This is a genomic window from Rheinheimera oceanensis (genome assembly GCF_018831085.1).
In the GTDB taxonomy this organism is placed as follows: Bacteria; Pseudomonadota; Gammaproteobacteria; order Enterobacterales; family Alteromonadaceae; genus Alishewanella; species Alishewanella oceanensis.
Window position 1 is genome coordinate 362809 of record NZ_JAGPNM010000004.1, and the last position, 17174, is coordinate 379982.

The window sequence follows — 17174 nt, forward strand, 5'->3', positions numbered from 1 at the left end:
TTTTCCCGCCTGAACTATATTTACCAGGAGGTAATCTGGCTGGGTGGTTTATGAAGTTACCGCTATTTATATACCCAATTGTAATAGCTGCGCTGCTAAGTGGCTGTCAGTCAACTGCGCCTGTCATGTTGTTTCCGCCAGAACAACTGCTGGTGGCGCCCCAACTTAAAGGCGAAGTAACAGAACCTGAAACAGCTGAGCAAATATTTGCTTTGCCGCAGCAAACCCGCTTTGAACTATCGCGGCTGATTAACTCCACTCAGTCGATGGAAGAGCGCACAACCAGCGTGCTGAAATTGATTTTATCTTATGCTCATGACGGCTTACTTTATGACAATGCCGCCACTAAAACCGCCAGTGAAACCATTGCCGCCGGGCGGGCTAACTGCTTAAGTTTGTCGATACTGACCTACAGTATGGCAAAAGAGCTGGGCATGACAGCGGTATTTCAGGACGTGCAGATCCCCGAATACTGGACCAGCGAACTCAGCCAGACCTGGCTTAATGGCCACGTTAACCTGCGATTGCACCACGGCAGAGCTCTCAGAGGAGCGCCGGGTTTTGTGTTACTGGCAAAAGACATTGTGGTTGATTTTGATCCATACAGCCTGAAGCAACAATTTCCGGAGCATGCTATTAGTGTCAATCGCATTGTTGCAATGTTTTACAATAATAAAGCCGCTGTGGCTTATGCCGAAGGTAATGATGCTCAGGCCTATCGTTATTATCAGGCCGCCATAGAAGCAGACGCTTATTTTGCGCCAAGCTGGTCAAACCTTGGGGTGTTGTATCGTACCAACGACATGCACGATCTGGCCGAGCGCAGTTACCAGCAAAGTTTAATGCTGGATCCGGGCTCCACCAACACGCTGGCTAACCTGGCCTATTTGTACCGCCAACGTGGTGAGATTGCCAAAGCCGAACCACTGGAAAAACGTGTTTTACTTAAACGGCGTACTAACCCTTATTACCACCTGATGCTGGGTAACGAAGCGTATAAAAACCACAATTACGACACCGCCATTACCCATTATGAAAAAGCTGTGGCGTTGGATAGTAAAAACCATGAAGCCTACTTTGGTTTAGCGCGTAGCTATTACGCCATACAAAACAACCAGCAAGCAGCCAGTTATATGCTAAAAGCAACACGTAATGCTCCTTCAGGTTATGATCAGCAGCGCTACCGGCATAAACTGGAGGTATTAAATCAGCTTACCAGCGCTTATTAGCAAACTAGCCAAGCAATAAGCGCTGCTCAGCCATTCCCATACTTAACACATAAGGGTGTTCACTTTGCTGGGCGGCTATAAAATCCTGCTTTGAGCTAAGCCCCTGCCAGTTTATCTCGATCAGGCTTTGTGCTACGGCACCACCTAAGCTGGCACCGGGGCCCAGCAGAATAATATGCTGTGGCGCAAACTCTTTTACTGCTACCTGCAATGCTTTACTGAAATGATACATCTGGCAAACCTGATGTTGCAGCGTATAACGTTGCAGTGCAGCTAAATCACTGCCGAAACTGGGCCAGATCTGGCCGCGGCCATCAATCAATGGCAGTTGTGGCTGGTTAAAGTGCGATGCTGGCCACAGCGACAAAGCCTTATCCGAAGCCGCCTGCATAAAGCCGGTATGAAAAGCGGCATGACCTGTCAGTAACAACGGAAAACGCTCATCACAAGGCGGTAGTGCCGCCATCGCCGCTTTTACGGCCGGTTCGCTTCCCGCTATTACCGCATAACCACCATACACAATAGACATAAATAACGCATTGCTGTGTATGGCCAGTTGCTGTTGCACCATCGCAATGCGGCTAATATCGGGTTGCCAGTTATCATCGATAACCGGGTAAATAAATTGTGCACCGGCACCATCTGCGGTTAATTGCGCCATATTGGTTACCAGTTGCATGCCACTTGCTGGTGTCAGTACACCGGCACAACCCAGTGCGGTATACCATCCCATAGAATTACCGGTAACCGCTACCACATCAAAATGATTAGCGTTAATACTGTGGTAATCACAAATACCTGCCGCATAAATTAGTGCAGCGGCATTGTCAGCTTTTAAATGCAGGCTACGGCTAAAAGCAGCTTGCTGATCTAACCCGCTTACCGTTGCTAAACCCAGCCCGGATCTGATCTGGTCAAACTGCGCCAGCAAAGCTTTTGCTTTATTGTTTTGGCTGATATAACCGAGCTCGGCTTTGTTATAAGTGCCGCGGCCGGGGCATACCACTATGGCTGTTTTTTTCATTGCACCCCCTCCGCTGTGGTTTCGCCCAATAACTGAAGTGCCTGATCAATAATTTGCTGTGCCGATGGCAATACCGTATAAGCTGCCGCACCCAATGGGATAAAGCTGTCTTGTGCACATAAACGGCTAAGCTGAAAATACCCCGGTCTGGCCTCATGCAGCGCAGTAAACAGCTCTTCACTGAGTGAACCCCGACGGCGGCACTCATCTACTATCAACACCTTGCGACAACCCGCTAATGCTTTGATAATTAACTCAATATGCAGCGGCACCAGAGTGCGCAAATCAAGTACGCGTAACCGTACGCCACGGGCATTTAATGCCTGCTCTGCCTGGCGGCTTAAATAATAGCCATTACCATAACTGATAATAGCCAGTTGTTCGCCATCACCAAAGATGGCAGGCTCACCTAACTCAGGCAATGGCGTATCAGGCGGCGGGTAATCACTAAGCCACAAGCCATCACCGGCAGCGATTAAATCGCGTGTCATATACAGCGCTATAGGTTCGAGCAGTATTACCAGACGCTTTTGTTGATGAGCCAGTTGTACCGCCTGGCGCAGCAGCAAGGCGGCATCATGGCCGTTAGACGGACACAGTAAAACTACGCCGGGAATATCACGAAATACAGCAAAAGAGTTGTCATTATGAAAATGGCCGCCAAAACCACGCTGATAAGCCAAACCAGCTATCCTGATCACCATGGCATTGTGATACTGGCCATTGGAGAAAAACGGCAAGGTGGCGGCTTCGCCGCGGATCTGATCTTCAGCATTGTGCACGTAAGCTAAAAACTGAATTTCCGGAATTGCAATAAAGCCCTGTTGCGCCAGGCCGATTGCCAGCCCGAGAATACTTTGCTCATCCAGCAATGTATTAATGACCCGGTTACTGCCAAAGGCATGCACTAAATGCTGCGTTACGCCGTAAACTCCGCCTTTTTTGCCGACATCTTCGCCAAACACTACGGTATTAGAGTACTGTGCCAGCACATCATGCAGCGCCCAGTTTAATATTTTGGCCAGATGCTGCTTTTTACCGGTGTTATGCTGATCAAAAGCGAATAATTGCTGGCGCGATTCAGCTGCTGGCAACGGCGGTACAGGCAAAGCCTGCCGCACTGGCGCAATGGATGCCATAACCTGGGCAGCTGTCGTCAGTTTAGGCCGGCTGCTGGCAACAGCCGCTACCCGGGCAATTTGTGCAACCAGGCTGTCCAGCTGTCTCAGTAATTGCTCAGAGGTAATATCACCGCTGGTAAGCAGTGCAGCACTGCTGCTTAGTAAAGGATCCTGTTCCAATCCGGCATCAATTTGTGCTTTGGTACGATAGGCAGCTTCTGCATCCGCTCCGGCGTGGCCAAACAAGCGTACAGTGGATAAATGTAGTACCGCAGGTTTACGTTTAGTACGTACATAGTCGGCGGCACGTTTAGCCACAGCATAGGTTTGTGCCAAATCGCGGCTGTCGGCAGCAAAGTACTTTAATGCGGGCCTGTCGGCTAAATCCTGCTCTATCCAGCCGCTGGGTGTCGGCGTAGAAATACCCAGGCCATTGTCTTCGCACAAAAACAGCACCGGCAACGGCACTTGCTGATAAGCAGCCCAGCAGGCTGAATTAATTGCGCCTTGTGCCGTGGAATGGTTTGCCGAAGCATCACCAAAACTACACAGCGCTATAGCATCCTGTGGCCACTGGCCGTTTAACCCCAACCGGCGGCTTAAGTCTATGGCAAAAGCAGCCCCTACGGCTTTAGGTAGCTGTGATGCTATGGTGCTGGTTTGCGGTGGAATATTCAGCGCCAGGCTACCCAGTACCTTATGCCTACCTCCGGAGATCGGATCCTCGCTGCTGGCGCAAAATGACAGCAGCATATCGTACAGTGGCGTACTGCCCGGTAATTGCTTACTGCGTTCGATAAAAAAGGCGCCGCTGCGGTAATGTAAAAATGCCGGATCGGTAACACGTAACGCTGCGGCTACCGCAGCGTTACCTTCGTGCCCGGCACTGCCAATGGTATAAAAGCTCTGGCCTTTGGCTTGTAACAAGCGTGATTGTAAGTCCAGCAACCGGCTGCAAAGCTGGCTGTGCCACAGCTGATACAGGGTTGCAAATTCAATGCTGTGGCGGCTGCTGTGTACCGGCAATTTGCCACTACTTAACCTTTGACGGTATTCATAAACCCAGGGATGCACGGCTTCTGACATCAGGCTGACTCCACTTAAGTAAAATGTCAGGCTTATTAGCCGCTAAACGCCTGTAAGCCGGTTTGCGCCCGGCCTAAAATCAGTGCATGTACATCATGGGTGCCTTCATAGGTGTTTACCGCTTCAAGGTTCATCACATGGCGGATTACATGGAACTCGTCGGCAATACCATTACCGCCGTGCATATCACGCGCTACACGGGCAATATCCAGCGCTTTACCACAAGAATTACGTTTAATCAGTGAAATCGTCTCCGGTGCCAGTAAATTCTGATCCATCAGCCGCCCGGCCTGTAAGCACGACAACAGACCAATGCTGATCTCAGTTTGCATATCAGCCAGCTTTTTCTGAATAAGCTGGTTTACTGCCAGCGGCCGGCCAAACTGATTTCGGTCCAGCGTATACTGCCTGGCTGCATGCCAGCAAAACTCTGCCGCCCCCAACGCGCCCCAGGCTATACCGTAACGGGCTTTATTTAAGCAGCCAAAGGGCCCTTTTAAACCGCTGACATTAGGCAGCAGCGCATCTTCAGGCACCTCGACATTATCCATCACAATTTCGCCGGTAACTGAGGCACGTAATGAGAACTTGCCTTCAATTTTTGGCGCTGTTAACCCTTTCATACCTTTTTCCAGCACAAAACCACGAATATCACCGTCCAGTCTGGCCCATACCACAAACACATCAGCAATGGGTGAATTGGTGATCCACATCTTGCTGCCATTTAACACATAACCAGCAGCGGATTTTTTCGCCGTGGTTCGCATACCAGCCGGATCTGAACCTGCGTCCGGTTCAGTTAAACCAAAACAGCCAACCCACTCACCACTGGCTAATTTAGGCAGGTATTTTTGCCGCTGCGCTTCGCTGCCATACTCGTGAATGGGGTGCATTACCAAAGACGATTGCACACTCATTGCACTGCGATAACCACTGTCTACCCGCTCTACTTCACGGGCCACCAGGCCATAACAGACATAATTAACTGCCGAGCAGCCGTATTTTTCCGGCAAGGTAGCGCCAAGCAAACCCAGTGCGCCAAGTTCAGTCATAATTTCACGGTGAAAATGCTCTTCCCGGTTGGCCATTAACACACGCGTCTGCAGCTTTTCCTGACAATACTGGTGAGCTGTATCGCGGATCATCCGCTCTTCTTCTGTCAACATGTTGCTAAATGCAAAGGGGTCCTGCCAGTCAAAATGTGCACGTGTCATAGCAAATTCCTCAATAAAACCAGCGAAATAATTTTTGTTATGGCCAGATTAGCCTGCTTTGGTATAGAGTTAAAATATAATAATTCTGTATCAGGTATAGTTTAAAACTATGGATATCCGCCAACTCAGCTACTTTGTTGCTGTGTACGAACAAGGCAGTGTCAGCGCTGCAGCCCGCCAGTGCTGTGTGGCCCAGCCATCGCTTTCTGCCGCGTTGCGCCAGCTGGAACAAGAGCTTGGGGTTACACTGTTTGTCCGGTTACCTAAAGGTGTAACACCAACAGAAGATGGCGAAAAACTCTATGGCCATGCCGGACGTTTGCTAAGTCAGTTGCAGTCGCTTAAAGCGTCATTCAGCCAACCGGTGGCGCGGGTAAAATTCCGCCTTGGTTTAATTCGTGCTTTAGGTGTAGAACGCATGAGCCAGCTGTTACGCGAATTCAGCAATAATGTGCAGGGGCTGGAGTTACATTTAGTAGAGCCTGATGAACACTGTGATGCCCGTATCATTACCCCGCAACTGCTAAAAGCCGGTGAAGCATTTCAGCCGTTCTGGCACGACAGCTATTTACTGGCAATGCCTCCCGGTACGCCACTTAGTTTGCAGACTGAAGTGCATTTGGCCGATTTTGAACAACTACCGCTGATCAAACGTACTCCGTGCGATGCCTGGAATACGCTGTACCCCGAGCTGGTACGCCGCGGTATCAAAGCCGATGTACGCGCCGATATTCAAACCATTGAGTATGCCCTGGGCCTGGTTTCTGCAGGTGTTGGCTGTGCTTTGGTGCCAAACTTCGACACCTTGCTGCAGCGCCAGGACATAGTACTACGCCCTATCGCCCAGCTGAAACTTGAGCGCCAACTGGGGCTGGCCTACGGAAAAAATCAGACGTCTGCCTCGCTTGCGGTGTTACGCCAGCTGTGTCAGCCTGTTTCTTAGCCATTAACCTTAAAGTCACCCGCTTGATCTGACGCAATACCGCTTAGTGCTAATTACGATAAAGTACCGTCTTTGTCCGCCATACTGTGCAGGTTGCTTTATGTCTGTTATTTCACACACCAAAGATCAGGATAACGATCCGATCATTGCTTCTGTCCTGCTGAAAAAGCCTGTTTGCTGTGACAGTACACAAACCGTGCGGGAGGCAGCAAAGCTGATGCGCCAGCATGCTATCAGCTGTATTCTGATCACCGCTGCGCCCGGCGGTAAAGTGTGTGGCATCTGGACAGCAGCCGATGCCAGAAAACTTGATTTCAGCAGCCCGGAAGCAGCAGATACGCCACTGACACAAGTAATGAGCTCGCCTGTGCGCAGCATAACTGATAGCAACAGGCTTAGCAGTGCCGCCAGCACTATGCTGCAGTATGGCATCCGCCGCTTGCTGGTAGTAAATAAACACGGCGACGCCATTGGCCTGCTAACCCAGAGCGATATCGTCCGACAGCAAAAAATTGAATTTTATCTGCAGTTCCGTGATGTCAGTTCCTGCATTACCGCTGAACCCTTACAATTAAACGCTGCCATGCCGCTGGCACTAGCAGTACAGCATATGCAACAGCTTAATACCGAAGCCGCCATCGTACGGTTTGATGATGGCCGCAATGGCATTGTTACAGAGCAGGATCTGATCCATTTTCTGGCGCAGCAAAGCAATTGTATAACTGTCGGCGAGCTGGCAACAACACCGCTGCTCAGCATCGCTTCTACGGCTACGCTATTACAGGCGGTAAAACTGCTGACAGATAACCAGCTGCGGCATATTGCAGTACACAACGACACATTGCTGATTGGCTTGTTATCATTTAACGACATTTTGCGTAATGTTGAATACGCCTATGTTGACCAGCTCAGAACCGCGCTGCTGGCGCGCGACGTAGCACTGCGCACCTCCGCCGATTATTTACGCTTGGCGCACAAAGTGATCGATGCCTCGTTAGATGGCATTATGATCACCGACAAAGACGGTATTATTCAGTCGGTAAACCCAAGCTTTTGTCATATCACCGGCTACAGCATGCAGGATGTTGTTGGCAACAGCCCGCGTTTGTTAAGCTCTGGCAGGCACCAGCCTGACTTTTACCGCAGTATGTGGCAGGTGTTATTACAACAAGGGCGCTGGCAAGGCGAGATCTGGAACAAACGTAAAAACGGTGAGCAATACCCGCAGTGGCTTACCATCACTGCCATTCGTAATGAAGAGCAGCAAATAAGCCAGTTTGCCGCTATTTTCAGCGATATTACTGAGCGCAAACAGCAGGAGCAAAAAATCCACCAGTTGGCTTATATCGATGAGCTAACCGGTCTGGCTAACCGGCGCATGTTTCTTGACAGGCTGCAGTTGAGTTTAGCTAATGCGCACCGGCATAAGCATAAGCTCGCCGTACTGTTTCTGGATTTGGATTTATTCAAACGTATTAATGACACTTTGGGCCATCAGGCCGGCGATCAGGCATTGAAAGAAGTCGCCAGCCGGATCAGCGCGACTGTGCGCGAAGGTGAATCTGTTGCCAGACTCGGCGGTGATGAATTTACTATTTTGCTGCCCGAGGTAACCGATGGTTCAACATTAGAGCACCTGGCTAAACGCATAATTTCACAAATTGAAAAACCAGTGCGTTTACTTGGCCAGGAATTTTTTCTTACCACCAGCATTGGCATTGCAGTATACCCGCAAGATGGCAGCACGGCAGAGCAACTGGTAAAACATGCCGACGTAGCCATGTATCAGGCGAAAAGCGGCGGGCGTAATCAGTATTGTTTTTATCAGGCCAGCGCCGGGCAGCAAAATGCCGATGAACTCAAGCTGGAGCAGGCATTGCGCGAAGCACTGCGGTTGCAACAACTGGATGTGCATTATCAGCCCAAATTTGAACTGGCAACGAAACAACTGGTGGGGTTTGAAGCCTTAGTACGCTGGCAGCATACTGAGCTTGGTACGGTATCGCCGGTGTTGTTTATTCCGCTGGCAGAAAAGCTTGGTTTAATTAGCGCGCTGGGCGAGCAGGTGTTGCAACGGGTATGCCTGCAGCTGCAGCAATGGCAAGATTTTGCCATTCCCGTGTCGGTGAATATTTCGGCACTACAACTGGCAGATACAGACTTTGTTACCCGGCTACACCGGATAGTACAACTGGCGGCGATAGCACCACAGCTGATTGAACTTGAACTGACCGAAAGCTGTCTGATCCCTGAGCAGGCAGAGCAAACGCTGAATCAACTGACCCAACTCAAAGCACTGGGGTTTAAATTATCCATAGACGACTTTGGCACCGGTTATTCTTCGCTGTCATACCTGCGCCGCCTGCCAATTGATACATTAAAAATTGATCAAAGCTTTGTGAAGGATCTGCCGGGCAATATCAGTGCCTGCCAAATTGCCAGCGCCATTATTGCTATGGGTAAAGCCTTAGGGCTGGATGTTATTGCCGAAGGCATTGAGCATCAGCAACAGCTGAACTTTTTGCTGCAGGCAGGCTGTGATAAAGGCCAGGGTTATCTGGTGTCGCCACCACGGCCGGCACAGGATTTTACCAAAGCGTTATCAGCTAAAACTAATAAGCCGGTCATCTCAGCGTAAGCCAGCATTGCATAGCTGAGGCTGTTGCCTATACTTAAATAAGTTTTAGTTAAGGTAAAATAACCGCATGACGCTTCCAAAGGATACTGAACCTGACAGCCGTTCACCAGCTCCCCGGCCTAAACAACACAAGCCCTTATCGCACAGGGATGCTGAAGCCGCCTGCCCTGACGACGGCTCTGTTTGTGGTGAAGAAGATCCGGGTTCGGCACTGGAGAGCCTGATGGATGACGATAAGTAGCGCGATAAGCCTACACTGATGTTATGATCGGTGTTTTTATTGCCATCCCAAGCCAATTTAAAGTACTGAACTATGCCCGAACCTTTGTCTTTTTATTTCCACGACTACGAAACCTGGGGGGCCGATCCCAAACGTGACCGCCCGGCGCAGTTTGCCGGCATTCGCACCGATCTTGAGCTGAATATTATTGGCGAGCCTGATGTCTGGTATTGCCAACTGGCGAACGACTACCTGCCGCATCCGCAAGCCGCGCTGATTACCGGCTTAATCCCGCAGCTGTGCAATAAAAAAGGCCTGGCCGAAACTGAGTTTATGCAGCGTATTCTGCAGCGTTTCAGCACACCCAATACCTGCGTGCTGGGCTATAATAACCTGCGTTTTGACGATGAAGTCACCCGTTACGGCCTGTACCGTAACTTTTACGAACCCTATGGCCGTGAATGGCAAAACGGCAACAGCCGCTGGGATCTTATTGATATGGTGCGCGCCTGCTATGCACTGCGACCAGACGGCATAAACTGGCCTGTGCGCGAGGATGGCAGCCCCAGCTTTAAGCTGGAAGAGCTGACGAAAGCTAACGGCCTGGCGCATGAAAACGCTCACGATGCGTTATCCGATGTATACGCCACCATTGCTATGGCAAAACTGATAAAACAAAAGCAGCCCAAGCTGTTTGGTTATTTATTTGAACTGCGTAAAAAAGCCAAAGTGGCCGAGCTGATTGATATTGCTGGTATGACACCACTGGTGCATGTATCGTCTAAGTTTCCCGCCACTCAGGGTTGTGTTAGCTGGATAGTGCCGCTGGCATTCCACCCTACTAATAAAAATGCGGTGATTTGTTATAACCTGCAGGCCGATCCAACACCGTTGTTTGCAGACGATATTGCGACTTTACAGCAAAAGCTGTACACCAAAACCGCCGATCTGGCGGACGGTGAGCAGCGGCTGGGTTTAAAGCTTATTCACCTGAATAAATGCCCTGTGTTAGCACCGGCAAAAACGCTGACTGAAGAGCGCGCAGCCGCTTTTGGTATCGACCGCGCTCAATGCCTTAAACATTTAGATTTTTTGCGCCAACATCGTGCTACGCAAGCCAAAGCAATAGAGCTGTATCAGCAGTTAAATGAATTTCCGGCAGAAACCAACCCGGATTATCAGCTGTACAATGGTTTTATCAGCGATGGTGATAAGCAGAAAATGCAGCAACTGCATCAGTTAGCACCGGAGCAATTAGCCGTTAGTGCACCGGTGTTTAGTGATGAGCGCCTGAACAGCCTGCTGTTTTTATACCGCGCCCGTAATTATCCGGCCAGCCTGACCGATAGCGAACAGCAGAAGTGGCAGCGCTACCGCACCGATAAGCTGATGCATGGCGTGGATAACCCTAACCTGACGATGGAAGATTTTAGTCTGGCGCTGGAAAATCTGGCGCATGAACATGCCAGTGATGAGCAAAAAATGAAAATTCTAAAGTCGCTGTATCTCTATGTGCAAAGTTTATAACTCTGACCATTATGCTGCGCATAGCGAAGCCGATAACCCCGTTTGCGCAGCCACAGAGTGTCTGAGCCCTGCCGTAGGCATTAGGGCGAGTTGCTGTGGCGAGCACAACGGGTGTTATCGGCGCAAGCTTTTAAACATCGCTATTGAATTCCATCAGAAATACATGAATACTTAGCCCCATCTTGTCGGAGTGCCCAGCTGTTTACAGCGGGCTGAGACCGTGAAAACGGGATCCGTTGAACCTGATCAGGCTAATACCTGCGAAGGGAAACAAGGGGAAATACAGCACATAACACAGTAGTAATCCGCCTGGCGGTTTTGTTACCTGTTATTACCTGCCCCCACTCCGGACAAGCAACCTCAACTTGTTAACCGGAGTTTGCTATGTCTGCACCAACCTTATCCAAACGTGATTTACGTGCCCATGCCCGCGCTTATATTCAGGCGCTGCAGGGCGAAACTTTCCCAGGCTCCAGCCGTCGTTATCTGTTGTGCGAACACAGCGGCGTGCAGGTACCAGTGCGGGATATTCATCTTAGCCCCAGCCGCTTGGCCGATGGCAGCGAGCAGCCTAACCACAGCCTGCCGGTGTATGACACCTCAGGCCCTTATGGTGACCCGGCGCAGCAATTAGATGTGCTCAAAGGCTTACCTAAGTTACGCCTTAACTGGATTACCGCGCGTGCCGATGTTGCGCCCTCACCTCTACCGCCCTTTGCTGATATCACCCTGGATGAGCAGATCACCGAGTTTGAGCACCAACCACTGCGGGCCAAAGCCGGTAAAACGGTAACCCAATTACATTATGCCCGGGCCGGTATTATTACGCCGGAGATGCATTTTATTGCACTCAGAGAAAATATGGCGGCTACCAGCGATGGTGTCAGAAGCCATCAGGGCGAAAGCTTTGGTGCGGCGATACCCAAACAAATCACAGCAGAGTTTGTACGCCAGGAAGTCGCGGCTGGCCGCGCTATTATTCCGGCCAATATTAATCACCCGGAAGCAGAGCCAATGATTATTGGCCGCAACTTTAAAGTAAAAGTTAATGCCAATATCGGCAACTCCTCGGTCAGCTCCAGTATTGAAGAAGAAGTAGAAAAACTGGTGTGGGCCACCCGCTGGGGCGCCGATACGGTAATGGACTTATCAACCGGCCGGCGTATTCATCAAACCCGTGATTGGATCTTACGTAACAGCCCGGTACCGATTGGCACAGTACCGATTTATCAGGCGCTGGAAAAAGTAAAGGGCGATGTCAGCCAGCTTAACTGGCAGGTGTTTTACGACACCCTGATAGAACAAGCAGAACAAGGCGTCGATTACTTTACTATCCATGCCGGCGTGTTAAAAGACTATGTTGCCTTAACGGCTAAGCGGGTTACCGGCATAGTGTCGCGCGGTGGTGCCATTATGGCGCAGTGGACCAGGCTGTATAATCAGGAAAACTTTTTGTACCAGCATTTTGAGCAAATTTGTCAGCTCTGTGCCGCTTACGATATCTCATTGTCACTGGGTGACGGCCTGCGCCCGGGCAGCATTGCCGATGCCAATGATGAGGCGCAATTTGCCGAACTACGCACCTTAGGCGAGCTGACTAAAATTGCCTGGCGCTATGATGTGCAAGTAATGATTGAAGGCCCGGGCCATGTACCAATGCAGCTTATTCAGCAGAATATGACTGAGCAGCTAAAACACTGCCACGAAGCCCCCTTTTATACGCTTGGCCCGCTAACCACAGATATTGCACCGGGGTATGATCATATTACCTCCGGCATCGGTGCAGCTATGATTGGCTGGTTTGGCTGTGCCATGTTGTGTTATGTCACACCAAAAGAGCATTTAGGCCTGCCGAACAAAGAAGATGTAAAACAAGGCCTTATTGCCTATAAAATTGCTGCTCATGCCGCAGATCTGGCTAAAGGCCATCCTGCAGCACAGCGAAGAGACAATGCGTTGTCTAAAGCCCGCTACGAGTTTCGCTGGCAGGATCAGTACAACCTGGCACTGGATCCATTTACTGCTAAAGCCTATCACGATGAAACACTAAGCCATGAAGGTGCCGATGCCGAGCCATTTTGCTCTATGTGCGGCCCTAAGTTTTGTTCAATGCGGCTTAATCAGCAAATTCAGCAGGAAGAGGCCGTAACTGATGCATAAGCCAACAGCTGCAACTAAACCCATCGTCTGGACGATTGCCAGTTCAGATAGTGGTGGCGGTGCCGGCATTCAGGCTGATCTGCACACCTTTGCTGCACTGGAATGTCATGGCTGCAGTGTCATTGCCGCAGTAACTGCGCAAAACAGCACTGAAGTCGTTGGTTATGAGCCAGTAAGTACAACCTTGTTTATTACTCAGCTAAACTGCCTGTTGCAGGATATGCCACCTAAAGTGATTAAAATCGGGCTTATCCCTGATGCAGAATTACTGGCTCAGCTGGTTAACTGGCTGCTACAACATAAAGCCGACCATCAGTTTATGGTTATCGCCGATCCGGTGTTAAGCAGCAGTAGCGGTTATAACTTTATCAGCCAGAGCATGCTAAGCATCTGGCGGCAACAACTACTGCCGCTGCTTGACCTTATCACGCCAAATCTGCCAGAGCTGGCACTACTCAGTGACCTGGCTCTCGCAGACAGCAATGAACAGGCGGATCAATTACTGCATTGGGGTGTAAAAGCCGTATTGGTTAAAGGCGGTCACGGAGCTGATACAGATATGGTAACCGACCATTACTGCAGCACAGCACAACACTTTGGCTTGCAACAACCCCGGCTTAATACATTGCATAACCATGGCACCGGTTGTGTTTTGTCCAGTGCTATCGCAGCTGTGCACGCTTATGGCTATGAACTTGCTGATAGCGTCATCGTTGCCCGGGCTTACTTGCAACAGGCTTTAAAGCATAGTTATGCCACGGGCAAAGGTGCCGGTTGTCTGCAACATCATAGCTGGCCAACCAAACGCTGCTATTTCCCGCAGTTAATTCTGCCGCAGGATACTCTTTATAAAACGCTAAGTTTTACCAGCATCAGCGCACCTGTCGGCTTTTATCCGGTAATTGATAGCCTGCAGTGGTTAAAGCGTTTGCTACCGCTTGAGCCCGATGTAATTCAACTGCGGATAAAACAAGGTTCACCGGACGAGATTGAACGGCAAATAGCAGAAGCAGTGCTGCTTAGCCGTGACTATAAATTACGGCTATTTATTAATGATCACTGGCAACTGGCCATTAAATACGGTGCTTATGGTGTCCACCTCGGGCAGGAAGATTTAGCACAGGCAGATCTTAATGCAATAGCAGCTGCAGGTTTATGTATTGGCATCTCAACGCACAGCTATACAGAGCTGCTGCGGGCACATCAATTACGGCCCTCTTACATTGCGCTGGGGCATATTTTTGCCACACAAACCAAACAGATGCCGTCACAGCCGCAAGGTCTGACTCGCCTGAAATACTATGCTGCATTCTGTGACGATATCCCGACTGTCGCCATTGGTGGTATTAATCCACAGCGACTAGACGCTGTATTGCAATGCGGTGTAGCAGGCGTTGCCGTTGTGTCGGCCATTACTGCACAAACTGAACCGGAGCAGGCATTCTTGCGGCTTAAACATCAAGTGGAGCAATACTATGCGCATCATGCTTAACGACACCTCGCTGCAACTTGCTACTGTCAGCACGTTAGCGCAACTGTTGCAGCAGCAACAGTTAAGAACTGAGGGCCTGGCAATAGCGGTTAATAACAGCGTTATCGCTAAACGGCTGTGGCAAGAGTATCAACTGCAAAACCATGATCAGATACAACTATTCCATATCGTTACCGGAGGTTAACCGTGCTTCATATAGCAAACAAAAGCTTTAGTAGCCGCTTACTGCTGGGCAGCGGTAAATTTGCTCATCCCGGCATTATGCAGCAAGCGATACAAGCCAGCGGTTGTCAGTTGGTTACTCTGGCACTGAAACGCCTGCAGTTGGGACAACAGCAGGATGATTTACTCAGCCCACTGCAACAGATGAATATCCAACTGCTACCTAATACTTCGGGGGCTAAAACAGCTAAAGAAGCTATTTTTGCTGCAGAACTGGCACGCGATGCTCTACAGACAAACTGGCTGAAACTAGAGATCCACCCAGATCCACGCTATTTAATGCCGGACCCAATCGAAACGTTAATGGCAGCAGAGCAACTGGTTAAGTTAGGTTTTGTGGTACTGCCCTACTGCAGCGCCGATCCTGTTTTATGTAAACGGCTGGAACAAGCCGGCTGCGCCGCGGTAATGCCACTGGGCGCCGCCATTGGCTCTAATCAGGGCTTACAAACCCGCGCTATGCTGGAGATTATTATCGAACAAGCAATGGTGCCGGTTATTATCGACGCCGGTCTTGGCGCACCATCGCATGCAGCCGCAGCCATGGAGCTAGGCGCTGCGGCAGTGCTGGTTAATACCGCCATTGCCAGCAGCCAGAACCCGGTTGCTATGGCCGGCGCCTTTGCACAAGCAGTAAATGCCGGTCACATGGCCTACAACGCCGGGTTAGCGGCCGCACATTCACACGCGGCCCCCTCAAGCCCACTCACTGATTTTCTGGCGACGCTATGAGCTTTTATACGCAATGGCAGCAACAAGACTGGCAAACACTGCAACTGCAAAGCCGCAACTTTTCAACAGCTCAGGTGCAAGCAGCACTGCATAAAACACGTTTAGCACTAAGTGACTTACAGGCGCTGCTATCTCCGGCCGCTTTACCTCTATTGCCGGTGCTGGCAGGCAAAGCTCAGCAGCTTACCCGGCAAAGGTTCGGCCACAGTGTACAGTTTTATGCGCCTTTATATCTATCTAACCTTTGTGCCAACGAATGCACCTATTGCGGTTTTTCGCTCAGCCAAAAAGTAAAACGACGCACCTTAAACTCTACCGAAATAGCACAGGAGTGCCTTGCTATTAAAGCCATGGGTATAGATCAGGTGCTGCTGGTAACCGGTGAGCATGAGCGTAAAGTGGGTATAGACTACTTTTTTGATGTGCTGCCATTGATCCGGCGATACTTCAGCAGTGTGCAACTAGAAGTGCAGCCACTAAGAACTGATGAATATGCCAGGCTGAAAAGTCTTGGCGTAGATGCGGTAATGCTATACCAGGAAACCTATAATGCAGCCGCCTATCAACAGTATCATTTAAAGGGCAAAAAAAGCGATATTCACTGGCGACTGGATGCACCCGACAGAGTTGGTCAGGCCGGTATTGATAAAATTGGCCTTGGCATTTTACTGGGGCTTAGCGATTGGCGTACCGATGCCATCTTGCTGGCGCAGCATCTGCAATACTTACAAAAACAGTATTGGCAGTGCCGCTTTAGCTTGTCTGTACCCAGAATACGCCCTTGCAGTGGCGGTAACGAGGTAAGCAATCCAATCAGTGATAAAGAGTTAATCCAGTTGATTTGCGCCTTTCGGCTGTTTGCGCCAGAGCTGGAGATCAGCCTGTCAACGCGCGAGTCGGCTGAGTTTCGCCAGCACGTAGTACCATTGGCTGTCACCAGTGTCAGCGCTGGCTCAAAAACCCAGCCGGGCGGTTACAGCGTTGAACCAGAAAACCTCGAACAATTCAGCATTGACGACAACCGCTCACCACAACAGGTTGCCCGAGCTTTAACACAGCAAGGCTTGCAGCCGGTATGGAAAGATTGGGACAGCTTTTTAGGTAGATAAAAAGCAAAAAGCCCGGCTCTTTCGAGTCGGGCTTTGCTTGAATTGGGAGCCTGGCGGTGAACTACTCTCGCATGGCGAATGCCACACTACCATCGTCGCAGCTGCGTTTCACTTCTGAGTTCGGAATGGGTTCAGGTGGTTCCACAGCGCTATTGCCACCAGGCAAAAAACTGTCGGGAACAGTTTTTAACGCACTTTAGTGCGGCCCGCTTGCGGGTCAAATCCAGGATAGGATTTGATAAAAACCGTTGCCATTACTTAGCAAGCTGATTGTTCGCACACTGTATTCTTTCTTTATGCACTTCTCGCGCAAAACATCTTGGGCGTTGTATGGTTAAGCCTCTCGGGCAATTAGTATGAGTTAGCTTAACACGTCACCGCGCTTCCACACCTCACCTATCAACGTTGTGGTCTCCAACGACCCTTTAGTGGACTCTAAGTCCAAGGGATGACTCAT

The 17174-nt window shown here is 50.1% G+C and carries 12 protein-coding genes, 2 rRNA genes, 1 pseudogene and 1 riboswitch; of the genes and pseudogenes, 10 read left to right on the plus strand and 5 right to left on the minus strand.

The genetic code is table 11. The annotated features are described in order from the left end of the window. Positions 1-50 precede the first annotated feature (50 nt). Positions 51-1229, plus strand: coding sequence for a tetratricopeptide repeat protein (locus J3B89_RS11825; RefSeq protein WP_215397761.1), 1179 nt, complete (start codon positions 51-53; stop codon positions 1227-1229). A 4-nt stretch (positions 1230-1233) separates the two neighbouring features. Here J3B89_RS11825 and J3B89_RS11830 read toward each other — a convergent pair whose 3' ends face one another. From J3B89_RS11830 to J3B89_RS11840, 3 genes are read right to left on the minus strand one after another with little or no spacing between them, the layout of a single operon-like run. After that, positions 1234-2253, minus strand: a complete 1020-nt coding sequence (locus tag J3B89_RS11830; protein WP_215397762.1) for a malonyl CoA-ACP transacylase — start codon at positions 2251-2253, stop codon at positions 1234-1236. Continuing rightward, complete coding sequence (locus J3B89_RS11835; protein WP_215397763.1) at positions 2250-4460, minus strand: thiamine pyrophosphate-dependent enzyme; 2211 nt, start codon at positions 4458-4460, stop codon at positions 2250-2252. The genes J3B89_RS11830 and J3B89_RS11835 overlap by 4 nt, the downstream gene beginning before the upstream one ends. A 35-nt stretch (positions 4461-4495) precedes the next feature. Continuing rightward, entirely contained in the window at positions 4496-5674 is a 1179-nt protein-coding gene (locus J3B89_RS11840) for an acyl-CoA dehydrogenase (RefSeq protein ID WP_215397764.1), read from the minus strand. A gap of 109 nt (positions 5675-5783) precedes the next feature. Between J3B89_RS11840 and J3B89_RS11845 the strand changes: the two genes are divergently transcribed. From J3B89_RS11845 to thiH, 9 genes and pseudogenes are all read left to right on the plus strand, one after another. Next, a complete protein-coding gene (locus J3B89_RS11845; protein WP_215397765.1) occupies positions 5784-6617 on the plus strand; it encodes a LysR family transcriptional regulator in 834 nt (277 codons plus the stop codon). Between the two features lie 100 nt (positions 6618-6717). Next, entirely contained in the window at positions 6718-9255 is a 2538-nt protein-coding gene (locus tag J3B89_RS11850; RefSeq protein ID WP_215397766.1) for an EAL domain-containing protein, read from the plus strand. A gap of 67 nt (positions 9256-9322) precedes the next feature. Beyond that, a complete protein-coding gene (locus tag J3B89_RS11855) occupies positions 9323-9496 on the plus strand; it encodes a hypothetical protein (protein WP_215397767.1) in 174 nt (57 codons plus the stop codon). A gap of 72 nt (positions 9497-9568) precedes the next feature. Next, complete coding sequence (sbcB, locus tag J3B89_RS11860) at positions 9569-11002, plus strand: exodeoxyribonuclease I (RefSeq protein WP_215397768.1); 1434 nt, start codon at positions 9569-9571, stop codon at positions 11000-11002. A gap of 176 nt (positions 11003-11178) precedes the next feature. Continuing rightward, positions 11179-11289: riboswitch (TPP riboswitch) on the plus strand. 97 nt (positions 11290-11386) lie between these two features. Next, positions 11387-13138: pseudogene (gene thiC, locus J3B89_RS11865) on the plus strand (phosphomethylpyrimidine synthase ThiC); the annotation flags it as partial. Positions 13139-13154: 16 nt separating this feature from the next. Further along, the gene (thiE, locus tag J3B89_RS11870) at positions 13155-14654 is read left to right on the plus strand and encodes a thiamine phosphate synthase (RefSeq protein ID WP_215397770.1); all 1500 of its coding nucleotides are present in this window, start codon (positions 13155-13157) and stop codon (positions 14652-14654) included. Next, positions 14638-14838, plus strand: a complete 201-nt coding sequence (gene thiS, locus J3B89_RS11875; protein WP_215397771.1) for a sulfur carrier protein ThiS — start codon at positions 14638-14640, stop codon at positions 14836-14838. The genes thiE and thiS overlap by 17 nt, the downstream gene beginning before the upstream one ends. A 2-nt stretch (positions 14839-14840) precedes the next feature. Further along, positions 14841-15608 carry a thiazole synthase gene (locus tag J3B89_RS11880; protein ID WP_215397772.1) on the plus strand — a complete coding sequence of 256 codons (768 nt, stop codon included), beginning with the start codon at positions 14841-14843 and terminating at the stop codon, positions 15606-15608. Next, the gene (thiH, locus tag J3B89_RS11885; RefSeq protein WP_215397773.1) at positions 15605-16717 is read left to right on the plus strand and encodes a 2-iminoacetate synthase ThiH; all 1113 of its coding nucleotides are present in this window, start codon (positions 15605-15607) and stop codon (positions 16715-16717) included. Before J3B89_RS11880 ends, thiH begins: the two co-directional genes overlap by 4 nt. 48 nt (positions 16718-16765) lie before the next feature. On the opposite strand, the gene rrf is transcribed toward thiH, so the two are convergent. Together rrf and J3B89_RS11895 are read right to left on the minus strand one after the other, a co-directional pair. After that, positions 16766-16880: ribosomal RNA gene (rrf, locus tag J3B89_RS11890) — 5S ribosomal RNA — on the minus strand. A 167-nt stretch (positions 16881-17047) separates the two neighbouring features. Continuing rightward, positions 17048-17174: ribosomal RNA gene (locus J3B89_RS11895) — 23S ribosomal RNA — on the minus strand; the annotation flags it as partial.